12 protein-coding genes and 1 pseudogene are annotated in these 16604 nt (G+C 63.3%); 10 read left to right on the top strand and 3 right to left on the bottom strand.

The annotated features are described in order from the left end of the window. The first annotated feature begins 57 nt into the window (after window positions 1–57). The 9 genes from ftsE to hutH all read left to right on the top strand — a co-directional run bounded on the left by ftsE (window position 58) and on the right by hutH (window position 10117). A complete protein-coding gene (gene ftsE / locus E5E96_RS09005; protein WP_011704349.1) occupies window positions 58–726 on the top strand; it encodes a cell division ATP-binding protein FtsE in 669 nt (222 codons plus the stop codon). Next, window positions 726–1679, top strand: a complete 954-nt coding sequence (gene ftsX, locus E5E96_RS09010; protein ID WP_011704350.1) for a permease-like cell division protein FtsX — start codon at window positions 726–728, stop codon at window positions 1677–1679. The genes ftsE and ftsX overlap by 1 nt, the downstream gene beginning before the upstream one ends. 452 nt (window positions 1680–2131) lie before the next feature. Further along, window positions 2132–2986, top strand: a complete 855-nt coding sequence (gene rpoH, locus E5E96_RS09015) for an RNA polymerase sigma factor RpoH (RefSeq protein WP_016349143.1) — start codon at window positions 2132–2134, stop codon at window positions 2984–2986. A gap of 126 nt (window positions 2987–3112) precedes the next feature. Then, window positions 3113–3772 carry a carbonate dehydratase gene (gene can / locus E5E96_RS09020; protein ID WP_005308055.1) on the top strand — a complete coding sequence of 220 codons (660 nt, stop codon included), beginning with the start codon at window positions 3113–3115 and terminating at the stop codon, window positions 3770–3772. A gap of 11 nt (window positions 3773–3783) precedes the next feature. Continuing rightward, window positions 3784–4488 (top strand): histidine utilization repressor, encoded by a 705-nt coding sequence (gene hutC / locus E5E96_RS09025; RefSeq protein ID WP_011704352.1) that lies wholly within the window; start codon window positions 3784–3786, stop codon window positions 4486–4488. A gap of 155 nt (window positions 4489–4643) precedes the next feature. Beyond that, window positions 4644–5879, top strand: a complete 1236-nt coding sequence (gene hutI / locus E5E96_RS09030) for an imidazolonepropionase (protein WP_171281965.1) — start codon at window positions 4644–4646, stop codon at window positions 5877–5879. After that, window positions 5872–6816 carry a formimidoylglutamase gene (gene hutG / locus E5E96_RS09035; protein ID WP_171281966.1) on the top strand — a complete coding sequence of 315 codons (945 nt, stop codon included), beginning with the start codon at window positions 5872–5874 and terminating at the stop codon, window positions 6814–6816. Before hutI ends, hutG begins: the two co-directional genes overlap by 8 nt. A gap of 54 nt (window positions 6817–6870) precedes the next feature. Then, window positions 6871–8580, top strand: coding sequence for a urocanate hydratase (gene hutU, locus E5E96_RS09040; RefSeq protein ID WP_171281967.1), 1710 nt, complete (start codon window positions 6871–6873; stop codon window positions 8578–8580). 4 nt (window positions 8581–8584) lie between these two features. Beyond that, window positions 8585–10117, top strand: a complete 1533-nt coding sequence (gene hutH, locus E5E96_RS09045) for a histidine ammonia-lyase (RefSeq protein WP_011704356.1) — start codon at window positions 8585–8587, stop codon at window positions 10115–10117. 145 nt (window positions 10118–10262) lie between these two features. Here hutH and E5E96_RS09050 read toward each other — a convergent pair whose 3' ends face one another. Continuing rightward, a complete protein-coding gene (locus tag E5E96_RS09050; protein WP_017408799.1) occupies window positions 10263–11360 on the bottom strand; it encodes a calcium:proton antiporter in 1098 nt (365 codons plus the stop codon). A gap of 173 nt (window positions 11361–11533) precedes the next feature. Continuing rightward, a complete protein-coding gene (locus E5E96_RS09055; protein ID WP_171281968.1) occupies window positions 11534–13069 on the bottom strand; it encodes an EAL domain-containing protein in 1536 nt (511 codons plus the stop codon). Window positions 13070–13605: 536 nt separating this feature from the next. On the opposite strand from E5E96_RS09055, the gene E5E96_RS09060 reads away from it, so the two are divergent. Continuing rightward, entirely contained in the window at window positions 13606–15534 is a 1929-nt protein-coding gene (locus E5E96_RS09060; protein ID WP_171281969.1) for an RNase E specificity factor CsrD, read from the top strand. An 82-nt stretch (window positions 15535–15616) separates the two neighbouring features. Here E5E96_RS09060 and E5E96_RS09065 read toward each other — a convergent pair. Beyond that, a pseudogene (locus E5E96_RS09065) lies at window positions 15617–16527 on the bottom strand (1-aminocyclopropane-1-carboxylate deaminase/D-cysteine desulfhydrase). Between the last annotated feature and the right edge of the window lie 77 nt (window positions 16528–16604).

Genomic DNA, 16604 nt, shown 5'->3' on the forward strand with positions numbered 1-16604 from the left:
AGTCGTGCGCCCCCAACCCCGACCCCGGTCGGGGTTGGTCACTGTCAGGGAACCGTTATGATCCGTTTTGACAAGGTCAGCAAGGTCTACAGCGGCGGCCATCAGGCGCTGCAGAAGGTCAGTTTTCACCTGCGCAAGGGGGAGATGGCCTTTCTGACCGGGCACTCGGGTGCAGGCAAGAGTACCCTCCTCAAGCTCATCAGCGTGATGGAACGGCCGACTGATGGCCGTGTTTTCTTTCATGGCGACGACGTCAGCCATATCAAGCGGGGGGAGATCCCCTACGTGCGCCGCCAGATCGGCATGATCTTCCAGGATCACCGACTGCTGATGGACCGCACCGTGTTCGACAACGTGGCGTTGCCGCTGGTGATCGACGGCTACAGCCATGCGGACATCAACAAACGGGTGGCGGCGGCGCTCGACAAGGTGGGGCTGCTCGGCAAGGAACGCTACCAGCCGCGCATGCTCTCCGGCGGGGAACAGCAGCGGGTCGGCATCGCCCGTGCCATCGTCAACAAGCCGCCGCTGCTGCTGGCGGATGAGCCGACCGGCAACCTGGATCCCCAGCTCTCCATGGACATCATGCGACTGTTCGAGGAGTTCAACCGCTTCGGCGTCTCGGTGCTGATTGCTACCCACGATCTGGGGCTGATCGCCCGCATGCGCTATCGCACCCTGACCCTCAAGGCGGGTCGCATGTATTCGGCAGGGGAGGAGCTCTGATGGCTATCGTTCGCCATAAACAGCCACCGCTACGGCGCTTCATGATGTACTGGGTCGACCACGCCCGGCAGGCTTTTTCCAGCCTGGGGGAGCTGTGGCGCAACCCGCTCGCCTCGCTGATGACGCTGGCGGTGCTGGGGGTCAGCCTGGCGTTGCCCTCCTGCTTCCACGTACTGCTGAAAAACGCCGAGGTGGTGGAGGGCAGCTGGCAGACCAGCTCCCAGATCTCCCTCTATCTGCGCAAGGATCTGCCCGAGCAGAACATCCTCGACATGAAACAGCGGATCCTGCTCTACCCGGAGGTGGAGTCGGTCACCTACATGAGCCGGGATGAGGCGCTCAAGGAGTTTCGCGAGATCTCCGGGTTTGGCGATGCGCTCGACTACCTCGACAGCAATCCGCTGCCACCGGTGCTGAGCGTGATCCCGGATCCGCGCTGGCAGAACCCGGAAGGGGCGGCCGAGCTGCTCAACAAGCTCAACAACGAAGACGGGGTGGAACAGGGCAAGCTAGATCTGCAGTGGCTGACCCGGCTGCAGGGGATCATGAACCTGCTGCGCCACACCATCACCGGCATCGCGGTGCTGCTGCTCTCTGCCGTGCTGCTGATCGTCGGCAACACGCTCAGGTTGAATATTCTCAACCAGCGTTCCGAGATCGAGGTGCTGAAGCTGGTGGGGGCGACCGATGCCTTCATTCATCGTCCCTTCCTTTATACCGGCATCTGGTTCGGGGTCATCGGCGGCATGCTGGCCTGGTGGTTGACCGAGGTGATGGTGATCTGGAGCGAAGGGGTGGTGAAGGAGCTGGCTGGCCTCTACAACAGCAACTTCCGGCTGGTGGGGATGGGGGCGGTGGACGGGATCAACCTGATCCTGCTGGGCGCCTTGCTGGGGCTGATCGCCTCCTGGTTTTCGGTCCATCGTCACATTCGCGACATCGAACCGTCCTGATTAATTTATCAGCGTTTTAAAGCGCTGGATTTTGCGACCTGGATCAAGTAAAAGAGTGGCCGTTTCTGGCACGGCCGCCGTTCTGGGAGTAATCTGAACATTGCCGATCTTCGGGATCTTCTCTGGATCCTGTGAACCTTCTGATTTATAAGCAGTCTACAAATGCTGAAGAATTTATACGGGTGTGGCCCCTATGCCTTGCTCGTCTGACTTGGCAAGCATGTGAAGGTTGCGAGCTCCGCAACAATGGACTTAGCATGCTACTTTTCGGGGGTCCTTTATTGTGACCCCCTTTTTTTGACTGTTCATTCATGATTCATCCTGCCGGCCTAAGATAACCCCGGTTCAAACATGTTCAGCATGTTTGATGCAGGCCGCAGAATGGCGTCCGGTCAGTAGACAGGCCCTCTCAGGGTGTTAGACTGATTCGATTGAAAAGTAAGAGGTAGAACATGGGAACTTCATTGCAGCGCACTATGGCTCTGATTCCGCAAGGTAGTCTGGAAGGCTATATCCAGGCAGTAAACTCGATTCCGGTGCTGAGCGCAGAGGAAGAGCGTGAACTGGCTGAGCGTTTGCAGCAGGGTGGCGATCTCGAGGCTGCCCGTCAGCTCGTTATGTCGCACCTGCGCTTTGTCGTTCATGTCGCCAAGAGTTATGCCGGCTACGGTCTGCCCCAGGCCGACCTGGTGCAGGAAGGCAACATCGGCCTGATGAAGGCGGTCAAGCGCTTCGACCCGAGTGTCGGCGTGCGCCTGGTCTCCTTTGCCGTGCACTGGATCAAGGCCGAAATTCACGAATACGTTCTGCGCAACTGGCGCATGGTCAAGGTGGCAACCACCAAGGCCCAGCGCAAGCTGTTCTTCAATCTGCGCAAATCCAAGAAACGTCTGGGCTGGCTGAACCACGAAGAGGTGCAGGCCGTGGCCGCCGACCTCGGCGTCTCCGCCGCCGACGTCACCGAGATGGAAGCGCGCATGAGCAACTACGATCAGGCGTTCGATCTGGTCGGCGATGATGAAGAAGAGGGCGGTTTTGCGCCGGTTCACTATCTGGAGGACAAATCCTCCGATCTGGCCGCTACCATCGAAAACGACAACTGGGACGATCACGCGACCCGTCGCCTGAGCTCGGCTCTGGCTACGCTGGACGAGCGCAGCCAGCATATCATCCGTGCCCGCTGGCTCGACGATGACAGCAAGACCACCCTGCAGGAGCTGGCCGATACCTACGGCGTCTCCGCTGAGCGGGTGCGTCAGCTTGAGAAAAACGCCCTCAAGAAGCTGAAAGATGCCATGGAAGCCTGATGCTTCCTCCCATAAAAACAGGGCCTGATGGCCCTGTTTTTGTTTGATGGGGATCTGGTCGGCCTTGCCTTGGTTACCCTTGTGTATGGTATGTTGCCGCCACTGCCACAGTAGGGAGAGCAGATAGTGAAACTCTTGAACGACTTGTTTACCAACAACCGCGAGTGGGCGGAACGGATCAAGGCCGAGGATCCCGAATTCTTTGCTACCCTCTCCGCCCAGCAGGCCCCCGAATATCTCTGGATCGGCTGCTCCGACAGCCGGGTACCCGCCAACCAGCTGATGGGGCTGCTGCCGGGAGACGTGTTCGTCCACCGCAACGTCGCCAACCTGGTGGTACACACCGACTTCAACTGCCTCTCGGTGCTGCAATACGCGGTCGAGGTACTCAAGGTGAAGCACATCATCGTCTGCGGCCACTACGGCTGCGGCGGCGTCAAGGCGGCGATGCAGAACCAGGAGCTGGGGCTCATCGACAACTGGCTGCGCAACATCAAGGATGTCTACTTCAAGTATCGCGAGCAGCTGGATGCCATCGAGGATGAGCACGAGCGCTTCGACTACCTGTGCGAGCTGAACGTGGCCGAGCAGGTGGCCAACGTCTGCCACACCACCATCATCCAGAACGCCTGGCGCAAGGGGCAGGAGCTGGCGGTACACGGCTGGATCTACGGCATCAAGGACGGTCTGCTGCACGATCTCGATCTCTGCATCAGCGGGCCCGAGCAGATCCCGGACGTCTATCGCGCCTGGCCGGACATGCGTCCGCCCCACCGCCGTCGCTGAGGAGCATCTCGTTGGCACCGGCCCTCTATCTGCAGATCAAGCAGCATATCCTGGACGGGATCCGCGAACGCCACTATCAGGCGGGCGATCGGATCCCGACAGAGGCCGCCCTGTGCGAGCAGTTCGCCGTGAGCCGGATGACGGTCAACAAGGCACTGCGCGAGCTGGTGGCCGAGGGCTGGCTGGTGCGCACCGCCGGCTCCGGCAGCTTCGTGGCGGACAGGCGCACTGAATCGCCGCTGCTGGCCATTCGCAACATCGCCGACGAGATCGCCGAGCGGGGCAGCGAGTACAGCGGCCGGGTGATCCGGCTGCAGCGTCAGGCCGCCGACGAGAAGGTGGCGGTGCAGCTGGGCCTGCGGGTTGGCGCTCCCATCTTCCACAGTCTCATCGTCCATCAGGCCGATGGCGAGCCGCTGCAACTGGAAGAGCGCTTCGTCGATGCCGAGCGGTTGCCACAGTACGGTGAGCAGGATTTTGCCAGCCAGACCCCCAACCGCTATCTGATGGAGGTCTGCCCCCTCTCCGAGATGGAGCACGTGGTGGAGGCGGTGCTGCCGAGCGCCGGCGAGGCGGGCTTGTTGCAGGTGCGGGTCGACACCCCCTGCCTGCTGTTGCATCGGCGTACCTGGTCCGACGGTTATCTGGTCTCCTATGCCCGTTTGCTGTCGCCTGGCTCCCGCTACAAGTTGAGCTCCAAGACCAGCCTCAGTTGATTGTATATACATATTCTTTTTGACCAAGCCCGCCTCTGGCGGGCTTTTTTGTGTTTAAACTCTAATGAACACGCTGTTATCAAGATGTGAACTTGATCCTTTCTTTCCTGTCAGAGATCGGATATAAGTTAATGTATATACATTTAGAGGTCGGTATGAACAAGGAACTGTTGAACTGCGAGCGGGTCTGGCTCAACGTGACACCCGCCACCCTGCGCTCCGATCTGGCCGACTACGGTCTGCTGGAACCCCATGCCCTCGGCGTTCACGAGGGGCGGATCCACGCCCTGGTGCCGATGCAGGATCTCAAGGGCCCCTATCCCGCCCATTGGCAGGATATGAAGGGCAAGCTGGTCACCCCCGGCCTCATCGATTGCCACACCCACCTCATCTTCGCCGGCAGCCGCGCCGAAGAGTTCGAACTGCGCCAGAAAGGGGTGCCCTATGCGGAGATCGCCCGCAAGGGCGGCGGCATCATCAGCACGGTGCGCGCCACCCGCGCGGCCTGCGAGGAGCAGCTGTTCGAGCTGGCGCTGCCGAGGGTGAAATCCCTGATCCGGGAAGGGGTCACCACGGTGGAGATCAAGTCCGGCTACGGCCTCACCCTGACGGATGAGCTCAAGATGCTGCGGGTCGCCCGCCGACTGGGGGAGGCGCTGCCGATCCGGGTCAAGACCACCCTGCTGGCGGCCCATGCGGTGCCGCCGGAGTATCGCGACGATCCCGACTCCTGGGTCGAGACCATCTGTCAGGAGATCATCCCGGCCGCCGCCGAGGCGGGCCTGGCCGATGCGGTGGACGTCTTCTGTGAACACATCGGCTTCTCGCTGGCCCAGACCGAACAGGTCTATCTGGCGGCAGATCAATATGGTCTGGCGGTGAAAGGGCACATGGATCAGCTTTCCAACCTGGGCGGCAGCACGCTGGCCGCCAACTTCGGCGCCCTCTCGGTGGATCATCTGGAGTACTTGGATCCGGAGGGGATCCAGGCGCTGGCCCATCGCGGCGTGGTGGCCACCCTGCTGCCCACCGCCTTCTACTTCCTCAAGGAGACCAAGCTGCCGCCGGTCGCCGCGCTGCGCAAGGCGGGGGTGCCGATGGCGGTCTCCTCCGACATCAACCCCGGCACGGCCCCCATCGTCTCGCTGCGGATGGCCATGAACATGGCCTGCACCCTGTTCGGCCTCACCCCAGTGGAGGCCATGGCCGGGGTGACCCGCCACGCCGCCCGGGCACTTGGCGAGCAGGAGCAGCTGGGGCAGCTCAGGGTCGGCATGCTGGCGGACTTTCTGGTCTGGAACTGCGGTCATCCGGCCGAGCTCAGCTACCTCATCGGCGTCGATCAGCTGGTGAGCCGGGTGGTCAACGGCGAGGAGACGCTCCATGGATAAGTTCAACCCGGTCGACATGTCGGTCTGGCAGGGGCGTCAGGATCCGGAAGATGGCGAGCTGGCCCTGCGCTGGCACGACAAGGTACAACCCTGGCCACAAGCAGGCCACGCCGCCCCGGGTGTAGCCCTGGTGGGTTTTGCCTGTGACGAGGGGGTGCGCCGCAACAAGGGGCGGGTAGGGGCCGCCGGTGCACCGCTGGCGGTGCGCAAGCTGCTGGCCAACACTGCCTGGCATCTGGGCCAGCCCGTCTATGACAGCGGTGACGTGAACTGCGAGGATGGCGATCTCGATGCCGCCCACGGCCGCCTGGCCGAACGGGTGGCCCGCTTGCTGGACGAGGGGCACTTCCCGCTGGTATTGGGCGGTGGCCACGAGGTGGCCTTCGGCAGCTGGAGCGGCCTCAATCGTCATTTGGCTGGTCGTGGCCGGGTCGGCATCATCAACTTCGACGCCCATTTCGACCTGCGCATGAAGCTGGAGCAGGCGAGCTCCGGCACCCCCTTCTTCCAGATTGCCGAGCAGTGCGCCGCCCAGGGCACGCCCTTTACCTACGCCTGCCTCGGGGTGGCCGAGACCGCCAATACCCAGGCGCTGTTCGCGCGCGCCGAGGCGCTGGGAGTGTGGCACGTGCTGGACGAGGCGATGACGCCGGCCGAACAGCCGGCCTTGCTCAGCGGGCTGGATGCCTTCATCGCCCGCTGCGATCACCTCTATTTGACCATCGATCTCGACGTGCTGCCGGCGGCCGTGATGCCGGGAGTGAGCGCCCCCGCCGCCCGCGGCGTCGAGCTGGCGGTCATCGAACCCCTGATTGCCCATATCCGGGCCAGCGGCAAGCTGCGGCTCGCCGATCTGGCCGAGTACAACCCGAGTCTGGATCAGGACAACCGCAGTGCTCGCGTGGCTGCGCGGCTGGTCCATCAGTTAACCAAGTAGCGGTCTGCCACCGGCCGGCCGCCACCCTGCTGCATCGATAAACAAGGAGTGTATATGTCCCAGCAACACCAGGATCCCCGCCACGATCCCAATCGCGTGATCCGCGCCCCGCGCGGCACCAAGCTGACCGCCAAGAGCTGGCTCACCGAAGCGCCGCTGCGGATGCTGATGAACAACCTGGATCCCGAGGTGGCCGAGCATCCCCAGTCGCTGGTGGTGTATGGCGGCATCGGCCGCGCCGCCCGCAACTGGGCCTGCTTCGACAAGATCGTCGAGGTACTGACCCGGCTGGAGGAGGATCAGACTCTGCTGGTGCAATCCGGCAAGCCGGTCGGGGTGTTCCAGACCCACAAGGACGCACCCCGGGTGCTCATCGCCAACTCCAACCTGGTGCCGCACTGGGCCAACTGGGAGCACTTCAACGAGCTCGATAAGAAGGGCCTGATGATGTACGGCCAGATGACCGCCGGCTCCTGGATCTACATAGGTACCCAGGGGATCGTGCAGGGCACCTACGAGACCTTCTTCGCGGTGGCCAACCAGCACTTCAACGGCGAGCCCAAGGGGCGCTGGATCCTCACTGGTGGTCTGGGTGGCATGGGCGGCGCCCAGCCGCTGGCCGCTACTATGGCCGGCTTCTCGATGATCGCCGTTGAGTGCGACGAGACCCGCATCGATTTTCGTCTGCGTACTCGCTACGTCGACAAGAAGGCCCACAGCCTGGATGAGGCGCTGGCCATGATCGAAGAGGCCAGGCAGAGCGGCAGCGCCGTCTCGGTCGGCCTGCTCGGCAACGCCGCCGACGTGTTCGCCGAGCTGGTGGCTCGTGGCATCACCCCGGACGTGGTGACGGACCAGACCTCTGCCCACGACCCGGTGCACGGCTACCTGCCCCAGGGCTGGAGCGTGGCCCAGTGGCGCGCGCTGCAAAAATCCGCGCCCCAGGAGGTGAACGTCGCCGCTCGCCACTCCATGGCTCGTCAGGTAGAAGCCATGCTGACCCTGCAAAGCCGCGGTGCCGCCACCCTGGATTACGGCAACAACATCCGCCAGATGGCGCTGGAGGAGGGGGTGGAAAACGCCTTCGACTTCCCCGGCTTCGTCCCGGCCTACATTCGCCCGCTGTTCTGCGAGGGCATTGGCCCGTTCCGCTGGGTGGCGCTCTCCGGCGATCCGGAAGATATCTACAAGACCGACCAGAAGGTGAAGGAGCTGATCCCCGATGATCCTCACCTGCACAACTGGCTCGACATGGCTCGCGAGCGCATCGCCTTCCAGGGCCTGCCGGCGCGGATCTGCTGGGTCGGGGTCAAGGATCGGGTGCGTCTCGGCCTGGCCTTCAACGAGATGGTCAAGAATGGCGAGCTGAAAGCCCCCATCGTCATCGGCCGCGATCACCTGGATTCCGGCTCGGTGGCGAGCCCGAACCGCGAGACCGAGTCGATGATGGATGGCTCCGATGCCGTCTCCGACTGGCCGCTGCTCAACGCCCTGCTCAACACGGCCGGCGGCGCGACCTGGGTCTCCCTGCACCACGGTGGCGGGGTCGGCATGGGCTTCTCCCAGCACTCCGGCGTGGTGATCGTCTGTGATGGCTCCGATGACGCCGCCAAGCGCGTCGGTCGGGTGCTGCGCAACGACCCGTCTACCGGGGTGATGCGCCATGCGGATGCGGGCTACGAGATTGCCATCAACTGTGCCCACGAGGCGAAACTGGATCTGCCGATGATTGACGGCGCCAACGGTGTCAAAGGAAAGGTGTAACACCATGTTTGAATTGACTATTACCCCGGGCGAGCTGGATCTTGCCACCCTGCGCCGCGTCAGCCGCGAGCCGGTACACGTTTCACTGGATCCCGCTGCCCTGGCGGGGATCCACGCCTCCGCCGCCGTGGTCACCAAGGTGATCGAGCAAAACCGGGTGGTGTACGGCATCAATACCGGCTTTGGCCTGTTGGCCAACACCCGCATTCCGGTGGAGCAGCTGGACGAGTTGCAGCGCTCCATCGTGCTGTCCCACGCAGCAGGGATTGGCGAGTACATGGATGACGCCACCGTGCGGCTGATGATGGTGCTCAAGCTCAACTCGCTGGCGCGCGGCTTCTCCGGCATCCGGCTGGTGGTGCTGGAGGCCCTGATGCGGCTGATCAACGCTGAAGTCTACCCGGTGGTGCCGAAGAAGGGCTCCGTCGGTGCCTCTGGCGATCTGGCGCCGCTGGCCCACATGAGTTGCCTGCTGATCGGGGAGGGCAAGGCCCGCCACGCTGGCGAGCTGATCGACGCCGCCACGGCCCTGAAGATTGCCGGGCTGGAGCCCATCGCGCTGGCACCGAAAGAGGGGCTGGCTCTGCTCAACGGCACCCAGGCGAGTACCGCCTTTGCGCTGGAAGGCTTGTTCCACGCCGAGGATCTCTACGCCGGTGCCATCACCATCGGCGCCATGAGTGTGGAGGCCGCCCTTGGCAGCCGCCGGCCGTTCGATGCCCGCATCCATGCGGTGCGCGGTCAGCGTGGCCAGATTGACGCGGCCGCCTGCTACCGCCACCTGCTGGTGGATGGCAGCGAGATCGGCATGTCTCATCACAACTGCGAGAAGGTGCAGGATCCCTACTCCCTGCGCTGCCAGCCGCAGGTGATGGGGGCCTGCCTGACCCAGATCCGCCAGGCGGCCGAGGTGCTGGTGTGCGAGGCCAACGCGGTCTCCGACAACCCGCTGGTGTTTGCCGAGGATGAAGACATCCTCTCCGGCGGCAACTTCCACGCAGAACCCGTGGCCTTCGCCGCCGACAACCTGGCGCTGGCCATCGCCGAGATAGGTTCCCTGTCCGAGCGGCGCATGGCGCTGCTGATCGACTCGCGCATGTCCGGTCTGCCGGCCTTCCTGGTCAACAACGGCGGCGTCAACTCCGGTTTCATGATCGCCCAGGTCACCTCGGCGGCGCTCGCCTCCGAGAACAAGACGCTGGCCCATCCGGCCTCGGTGGACAGCCTGCCCACCTCCGCCAACCAGGAGGATCACGTCTCCATGGCCACCTTCGCCGGTCGCCGTTTGGCAGACATGGCCGAGAACACCCGCGGCATTCTGGCAGTGGAACTGCTGGCGGCGGCGCAAGGGCTGGATTTCCGTGCTCCCCTGCGCAGCACCGAGCTCATCGAGCTGGCCAAGGGCCGGCTGCGGGAAGAGGTCAGCTTCTACGACAAGGACAGGTACTTCGCGCCGGACATCGAGGCGGCCGCCGCCCTGCTGGGCCGCGCCAGCTACAACGACCTGCTCCCGGCCGGCGTGCTGCCGAGCCTGTAAGCCTTGCTCCCCCTTCTTCCCTGGTGGGAGAAGGGTAGGGGATGAGGGGGAAGCCGCTTCTCTGGCGTCCGTGAGATCCCGGAGCAGATAACAAAAGACCGCCCAATAGGGCGGTCTTTGCGTTTCTGACGTTGCTTGAACGCGGTTATTCGTGCTCGAACATCAGGAACAGGTACACCACGAACAGCACCAGGTGAGTGGCCCCGTGCAGCACATTGGTGCGGCCGCTGCTGAAGGTCACCTTGCACACCATGAGGGTGGTAAACAGCAGCACCATGTCGGCGGCGGAGAGGCCCAGGCGAACTTCTTGTCCCAGCATGGCGCCGATGAACAGCACCGCAGGCACGGTGAGGGCGATGGTGGCCAGTACCGAGCCGAAGTAGAGGTTCATGGCCCGCTGCAGCTGATTGTTGAAGGCCGCCTTGATGGCGCCGACCGCCTCGGGTGCCAGCACGATACAGGCGACGATGAAGCCACCCAGAGCCGGCGGCGCCGCCAGTACCTTGACCCCGTGGTTGATGGGAATGGCGAGGGTCTTGGCCAGCAGGATCACCACCACCAGATAGGCGAGCAGCAACAGGGTGTGGTAGACGTTGCTCTGCAGCGGGCCGTGGTGCTCTTCGTAATCTTCGTGATCGCTGTCGATGAAGAAGTGGCTGTGGCTGCGGGTCTGGATCAGGAGGAAGACGCCGTAGAGCAGCACCGAGATGATGATGAGCATCCAGGACATGGCGCTCGACATGCTGCCGATGTTGCCCCCTTCGGTGAAGTTGGGCAGCACCAGGCAGAGCAGCGCCAGCGGAATGATGGCCACCAGATAGGATTTGACCCCGTCCAGATTGAAGCTCTGGGTGTGGTAGCGCCAGCCGCCGAACAGCAGGGTGAAGCCCACCAGGCCGTTGGTCACCAGCATCACCACGGCAAACATGGTGTCGCGGGCCATCACCGGATTGGGTTCGCCGGTCAGCATGACCGAGGAGATCATCACCACTTCCAGCGAAATGACCGACAGGGTGAGGATCAGGGTGCCAAAAGGCTCGCCAAGCTTGATGGCAAGGGCATCCGAGTGGCGCACCACCGAGAAGATGGCCCAGGTGACGATGGCAAGCAGCACCGCCGAGACAGGAAGATAAATCCCGAGCGGAGTGGCCTCTGTCAGCAGGTCGCTGCCGAGCGTCTTGAAAAAGAGCAGGGTCAGCAGGCCAACGGGCAGGGCAATCTCTTGCCGGATAAATGACTTCATAGGCAATGGTTCTCATCATCAGGGCGGCGTGAGCCGACGGGTAAGGAACAGGGTGGCGGCGCCACACGAGGTGGCGCGCCTGTTCATGATAAAGGGAGTTGTCCGCTCAAGGGAAAATCATTTTGTTGCTCATTTTGTTGCAAGATATGAGCGACCGGCCTCGGCAGCGTGACTCACCGCTCGCCCATGTGGTTCTGATACCAGGCCAGCAGCCAGATCTTCAGCTTGGTCAGCGCCATGGGTTGTGCATAGACATAGCCCTGGATCAGGTGCACGCCACGTTGGCCCAGGTAATCCACTTGAGACTGACGCTCGACCCCTTCGGCAATCATCTCCATGCCCGATTCGCGGCCGAAGGCGATGGTGGCATCCAGCACGCTGCGCTTGAGGTCGTCGGTGCCTATGGTGTCGACGAACATCTTGTCGATCTTGATCTGGCGGATGCCGAGCCGCTGCAGGTAGGCGAAGCCGCCGTAACCGGTGCCGAAATCATCCAGCTTGAAGTGGTAGCCCTGCTGCTGCAGGGCGCCGATCTCGGCGATCGCGGTCTCGATGTCGGTGATGGGCTTGCGCTCGGTCAGCTCGAAGGTGAGCTGGGCGGGGGAGGGCCAGCCGTGCAGCAGCAGCAGGTTGCGCAGGTGCGGGTACTCGAGGTGGGCGGCCACTATGTTGACGCTGACCCACTGGCCGGGGGCGAGTCTGGGCAGGTCCGCGATCACCTTTTCCAGCAGCTGGCTGGTCATCGGCAGGATCAGCTGTTGCTCCTCTGCATAGTCGATGAAGGCGCCGGGCGGGATCAGGCCGCCGCCCCGCTGCCAGCGCAGCAGCGCCTCGAAGCCCACCACCTGCTGGCTGCGGCTGTCGACCACGGGTTGATAGAAGGGCACGAACTCGCGCCGTGCCAGCCCGGCCTGCAGCAACCCCTTGAGCGAGCGCCGGTAGTTGCGCAGCCCCCAGTAGGCGGCGACCAGCAGGGCCCCGACCGCCGCACCACCCCAGAGCCCGTAGTGGCGGGCCTGCTGCTGGGCGTAGCGCTCGAGCGCCTCGCCCGCCCACAGGGTTTGCCGGATCTGCTCATTGGGATCGAGAAAACTGAGGCTGAGGCTCTGGCTGCCGGTTTCCTGCTTGATGGCGCTGTCGCCGCGAGGGAAGGTCGGGCTGGCGACTCCCGGCTGCTGCTGGCTGAACTCCAGATAGAAGCAGTTGCGGCAGGGGTACTGCAGCAGGGCGTGGCTCCAGCTGTTGCTCAGCACCCAGTAGACGATGTTGCCGCCGGTGCGGTAGTAGGCGACCAGCTCCTGCTCGGTGTGAAAGCGGGCCATGGTGGCGGCGATCCCGAACTGCTCCTGATTGGGGTAGGGCGGCAGTTCGGCCGGGGTGAAGGGCAGGTCCACCCCCAGGCTGGAGCAGCCGCCACCGGCGGTGAGCATGATCCCCTGGATGCGGATGTGGCTGTTGTAGAAGCGGGGATCCCGCAGCAGCGCCATGTCCTGCTCGCCGCAGTCGAAGCGAAACTGGGTCAGCTGGCTGCGGATGCTCTCATCCAGCGCCCGATGGCGTTCCGCCAGGGCGGCTTCGATCTCCGTCTTCTTCTCCTGCAGCAGCTGGTGGGCCAGCGGGCTGCCGAGCAACTGGCTGAGGGGCAGGCTGGCCAGCAGGGGCAGGCAGAACAGCAACAGGGTGAGCCAGAGGGGGGAGATGGGTCGCAAGGGATACCTGCCTGATGAACGAATGGGATGCATATGAGAGGCATCATCATAGTGCATTAGCTGCATCGATTTGAGCGGAGGCGATCACACTTGTGCAGCAGATTTATAATCTGCTGATAAATAATGGTTTTATAAAATCGACTGCTGAAGATTCAATCGCTGACCTGTCATAAATGACAATTGTCCAGCTTATCTGAAGTGGCTAGAGTAGCCGTGCGGTTTGACTCACCGTGTGTTCAATACTCCTGTATCTGTTTTTTTGTCAGTAGCACAGAGTGTTAGTTTTGATATGAGTGTTTCTTTTGGTCCCCTTTGTGGGACCATTTTTCTGCCCGCCGTTCAGCCAGTGCGCTGAGTTTCCTCCCGTCATCCGTCATTTTTTGGCCGTCACCCCGCCCGGGGCTTGGTGTTCTCGTACCGGTTTGGGTATGCTCGCCCGCTTAATTCCAGAAGCGGGATCTTCGTCCATAGGCGCGCTTCGAGGTTGGCTGATACGATGAAGCCACATGGATGTTGTCGGGCATACGGAAAGGCACATGAAACTGACCACTCAGCTTGTCTCGTTTATTACCCTGTGTGTCATTGCGGCCATGGCCATGGTGCTGCTTGGCGGGGTGTTCAGCTTTCGTGAGCTGGGCATGGAGATGCAACAGAAGAAGGTCAACTCGCTGGTCGAGATCATCGACAAGCAGCTGGAGGTGGCCGATGATCATCAGGATCTCACCCGCTGGCTGCCGACCCTGCTGCGCTCTGCCCACGTGGTGGAACTGGAGATCCGCCAGGACAAGCAGCGGATCTACTGGTTTCGCGACGTGCAGCAGCCGACCGACGAGAGCCTGCTGATCCCCTATCACCAGCCCATGCCCCATCAGCCGGGCATGCAGGCCGACTTCAAGCTGGAGCGGCCGTTCAAGGAGTTCGAGTACTCCATCAAGGCGATGTCCGGCATCTCCCTCGGCGTTTTCATCGTGGTGTTCGGCCTCTGGTACTCCATCCGCTGGCTGCGGTTGCAGTTGCGGGGAGCCGAGCTGCTGGCCGAGCGCGCCCAGCTGATCCTCGACAACAAGCTCACCAAGCTAGCCCATGATCCGGCCGACGAGTGGCCACAGCCGGCCAGTCAGGCCCTCGACTATCTGCTGGCCGAGCTGGCGGATGCCCGCAAGGAGCGCAGCCGCTTCGACAACTTCATCCGCAGCAACGCCTTCGTCGACAAGATGACCGGCATCGGCAACCGGCTGTTCTTCGACAACCGGCTGGAGAGCGCCATCATGGAGGCGAGCGTGATGAGCGGCGGCGTGCTGCTGATCGAGCTGGCCGGCCTGGAGGAGCTGGATCCCGAGCTGAACGGCCGCCAGAGCCAGGATCTGCTGATGGAGGTGAGCGCCTCCATCGCCGCCTTCGTGCGCAAGCACAACGGTGCCCTGCAGGCCCGCTATGCCGGCCAGGTGTTTGCGGTGCTGTTGCCCAACATGTCGGAAAGCGAGATGGTGGATGGCGCCGGCCAGCTGCACAAGAGCCTGCAGCGACTGCACTGGCCCGAGGCGGTCAATCCAGACACCGCCGTCTATCTCGGCGCGGTCTGTTATCAGGCCGAGGATTCCCTGCTCAAGGTGCAGGAGGAGGCGGAGCTGGCGCTCAAGAGCGCGCGGCTGCAAGGCCACACCGGCTGGTTCCTCTACGAAAAGCAGTTGGACGAGGAGCAGAGCAGCAAGGGCACGGTACGCTGGCGTACCCTGATCGGCCGGCGCATCGAGGAGCATGGCATCGATTTTTATGTGCAGCCGGTGCAGCAGGAGCGGGATCAGGTGGTGTTGCAGCAGGATCTGCTGATCCGGATCCACGACGAGCAGGGGCGAGAGCTGCAGGCCGGCGTCTTCATGCCGATGGCGGAGAAGGCAGGGCTGCTGCTGCCGCTGGATCGGCTGGTGGCGGAGCAGACCCTCGGCCTGCTGCGCCAGCGCTCCGAACAGAGCTGCCCCATCAGCCTGACCCTCTGCGCCCAGAGCCTGCTGCACCGGGAGTTTCAGCGCTGGCTGTTCTTCGATCTGTTCCAGCTGCCGCGCAGCACCAACGAGCGCTTGATCCTGCAACTCTCCGAGGCTCAGGTCACCCGCCACTACGAGGCGCTCAAGCGGCCGCTGCGGGCACTGCGCATGCTGGGCTGCCAGCTGGCCATCGATCACGCCGGCCAGGATGTGGTGAGCACCCAGTACATCAAGGAGTTCGAGATCAACTTCCTCAAGCTGCACCCCAGCCTGGTGCGCGAGATCCATACCCGCCAGGTCAACCAGATGGCGGTGCGCAGCCTGGTGGGGGGCTGCGCCAACACCCGCACCCGGGTCATCGCCGTGGGGGTGGAGAGCGGCGACGAGTGGAAGATGCTGCGCCACCTCGGGGTGCACGCCGGGCAGGGCCCCTGGTTTGCCGAGCCGGAACGGCTGGTGCTGGAGCCGGCCGGCGCCTGATGGACAGATGAACACAAGAGAGGGTCGCCTGGGCGACCCTCTCTTTTTGTGGTTCAGCGCCGGTATTGCGCCCGGCACGCCGTCACAGGCGCCCCTGCTCTCTCAGCCCCGCCAGCCCCTGCATGCCACCGGTGTGGATGAAGACGATCTTGCTGCCGCGCGGGATGCGGCCTGCCGCCAGCTCGCGAAACAGCCCCCGCATTGCCTTGCCGCTGTAGATGGGCTCCAGCGGCAGGCCCGTCTCGGCGCTAAAGGCCTGCACCCACTGCCAGAGCGCCGGACTGAATTTGGCATAACCGCCGTCGTGGTGATCCAGCGCGATCCGCCAGCCGGGCGTGTGGGCGGCAGCGGGATGGAGTCGGTGCACCTCGTCGGCAATGAAGCTCCCCCCTTGAGCACCGCGATGGCGAGGATCTGCTGTGGTGCCCGCTTGCCGGCGATGAGCCCGGCCAGGGTGCCGCCGCTGGCGCAGGGCAGCACCCAGAGATCCGGCGAGAAGGGCACTTCATCGACCAGCTCGGCCACCCCGGGAATGGCCAGCGGGCTGCTACCCCCTTCCGGCACTATCAGGGTCTCTTCATCCTCGAATTGGGCCAGCCAGGCGGGATCCTGCCGCCGCCGGTAGCTTTGGCGGTCGACAAAAACGAGATCCATGCCCCAGCCTTTTGCAGCGCTCAGAGTGCAGTTGCTGACGGCTTCCGGCTCCCCGCGTATGATGCCGGTAGTGCGCAGGCCAGATTGGCGCCCCGCTGCCGCCAGGGCATGGATGTGATTGGAGTAGGCGCCGCCAAACGAGAGCAGATGGCGTTTGCCCTGATCTCGGGCATGCAACAGGTGGTACTTGAGCTTGCGCCACTTGTTGCCCGAGATGGCGGGGTGGATCAGATCGTCCCGTTTGCACCAGAGCTGGACTCCATAGGCGCTCAGCAGCGGGTGCGAGACAGCTTGCAGCGGCGAGGGCAACAGGGCGGGCTGCAGGGGCGGCAGCGCCATCGGGGGCGATTGGGGTGACAATGAGTAATCGGTCATTTATCTGGAGGCTAATGCTCTGTTTATGCTAAGGTTTAATC

Source organism: Aeromonas sp. 1805 (assembly GCF_013085525.1).
Classification (GTDB): domain Bacteria; phylum Pseudomonadota; class Gammaproteobacteria; order Enterobacterales; family Aeromonadaceae; genus Aeromonas; species Aeromonas hydrophila.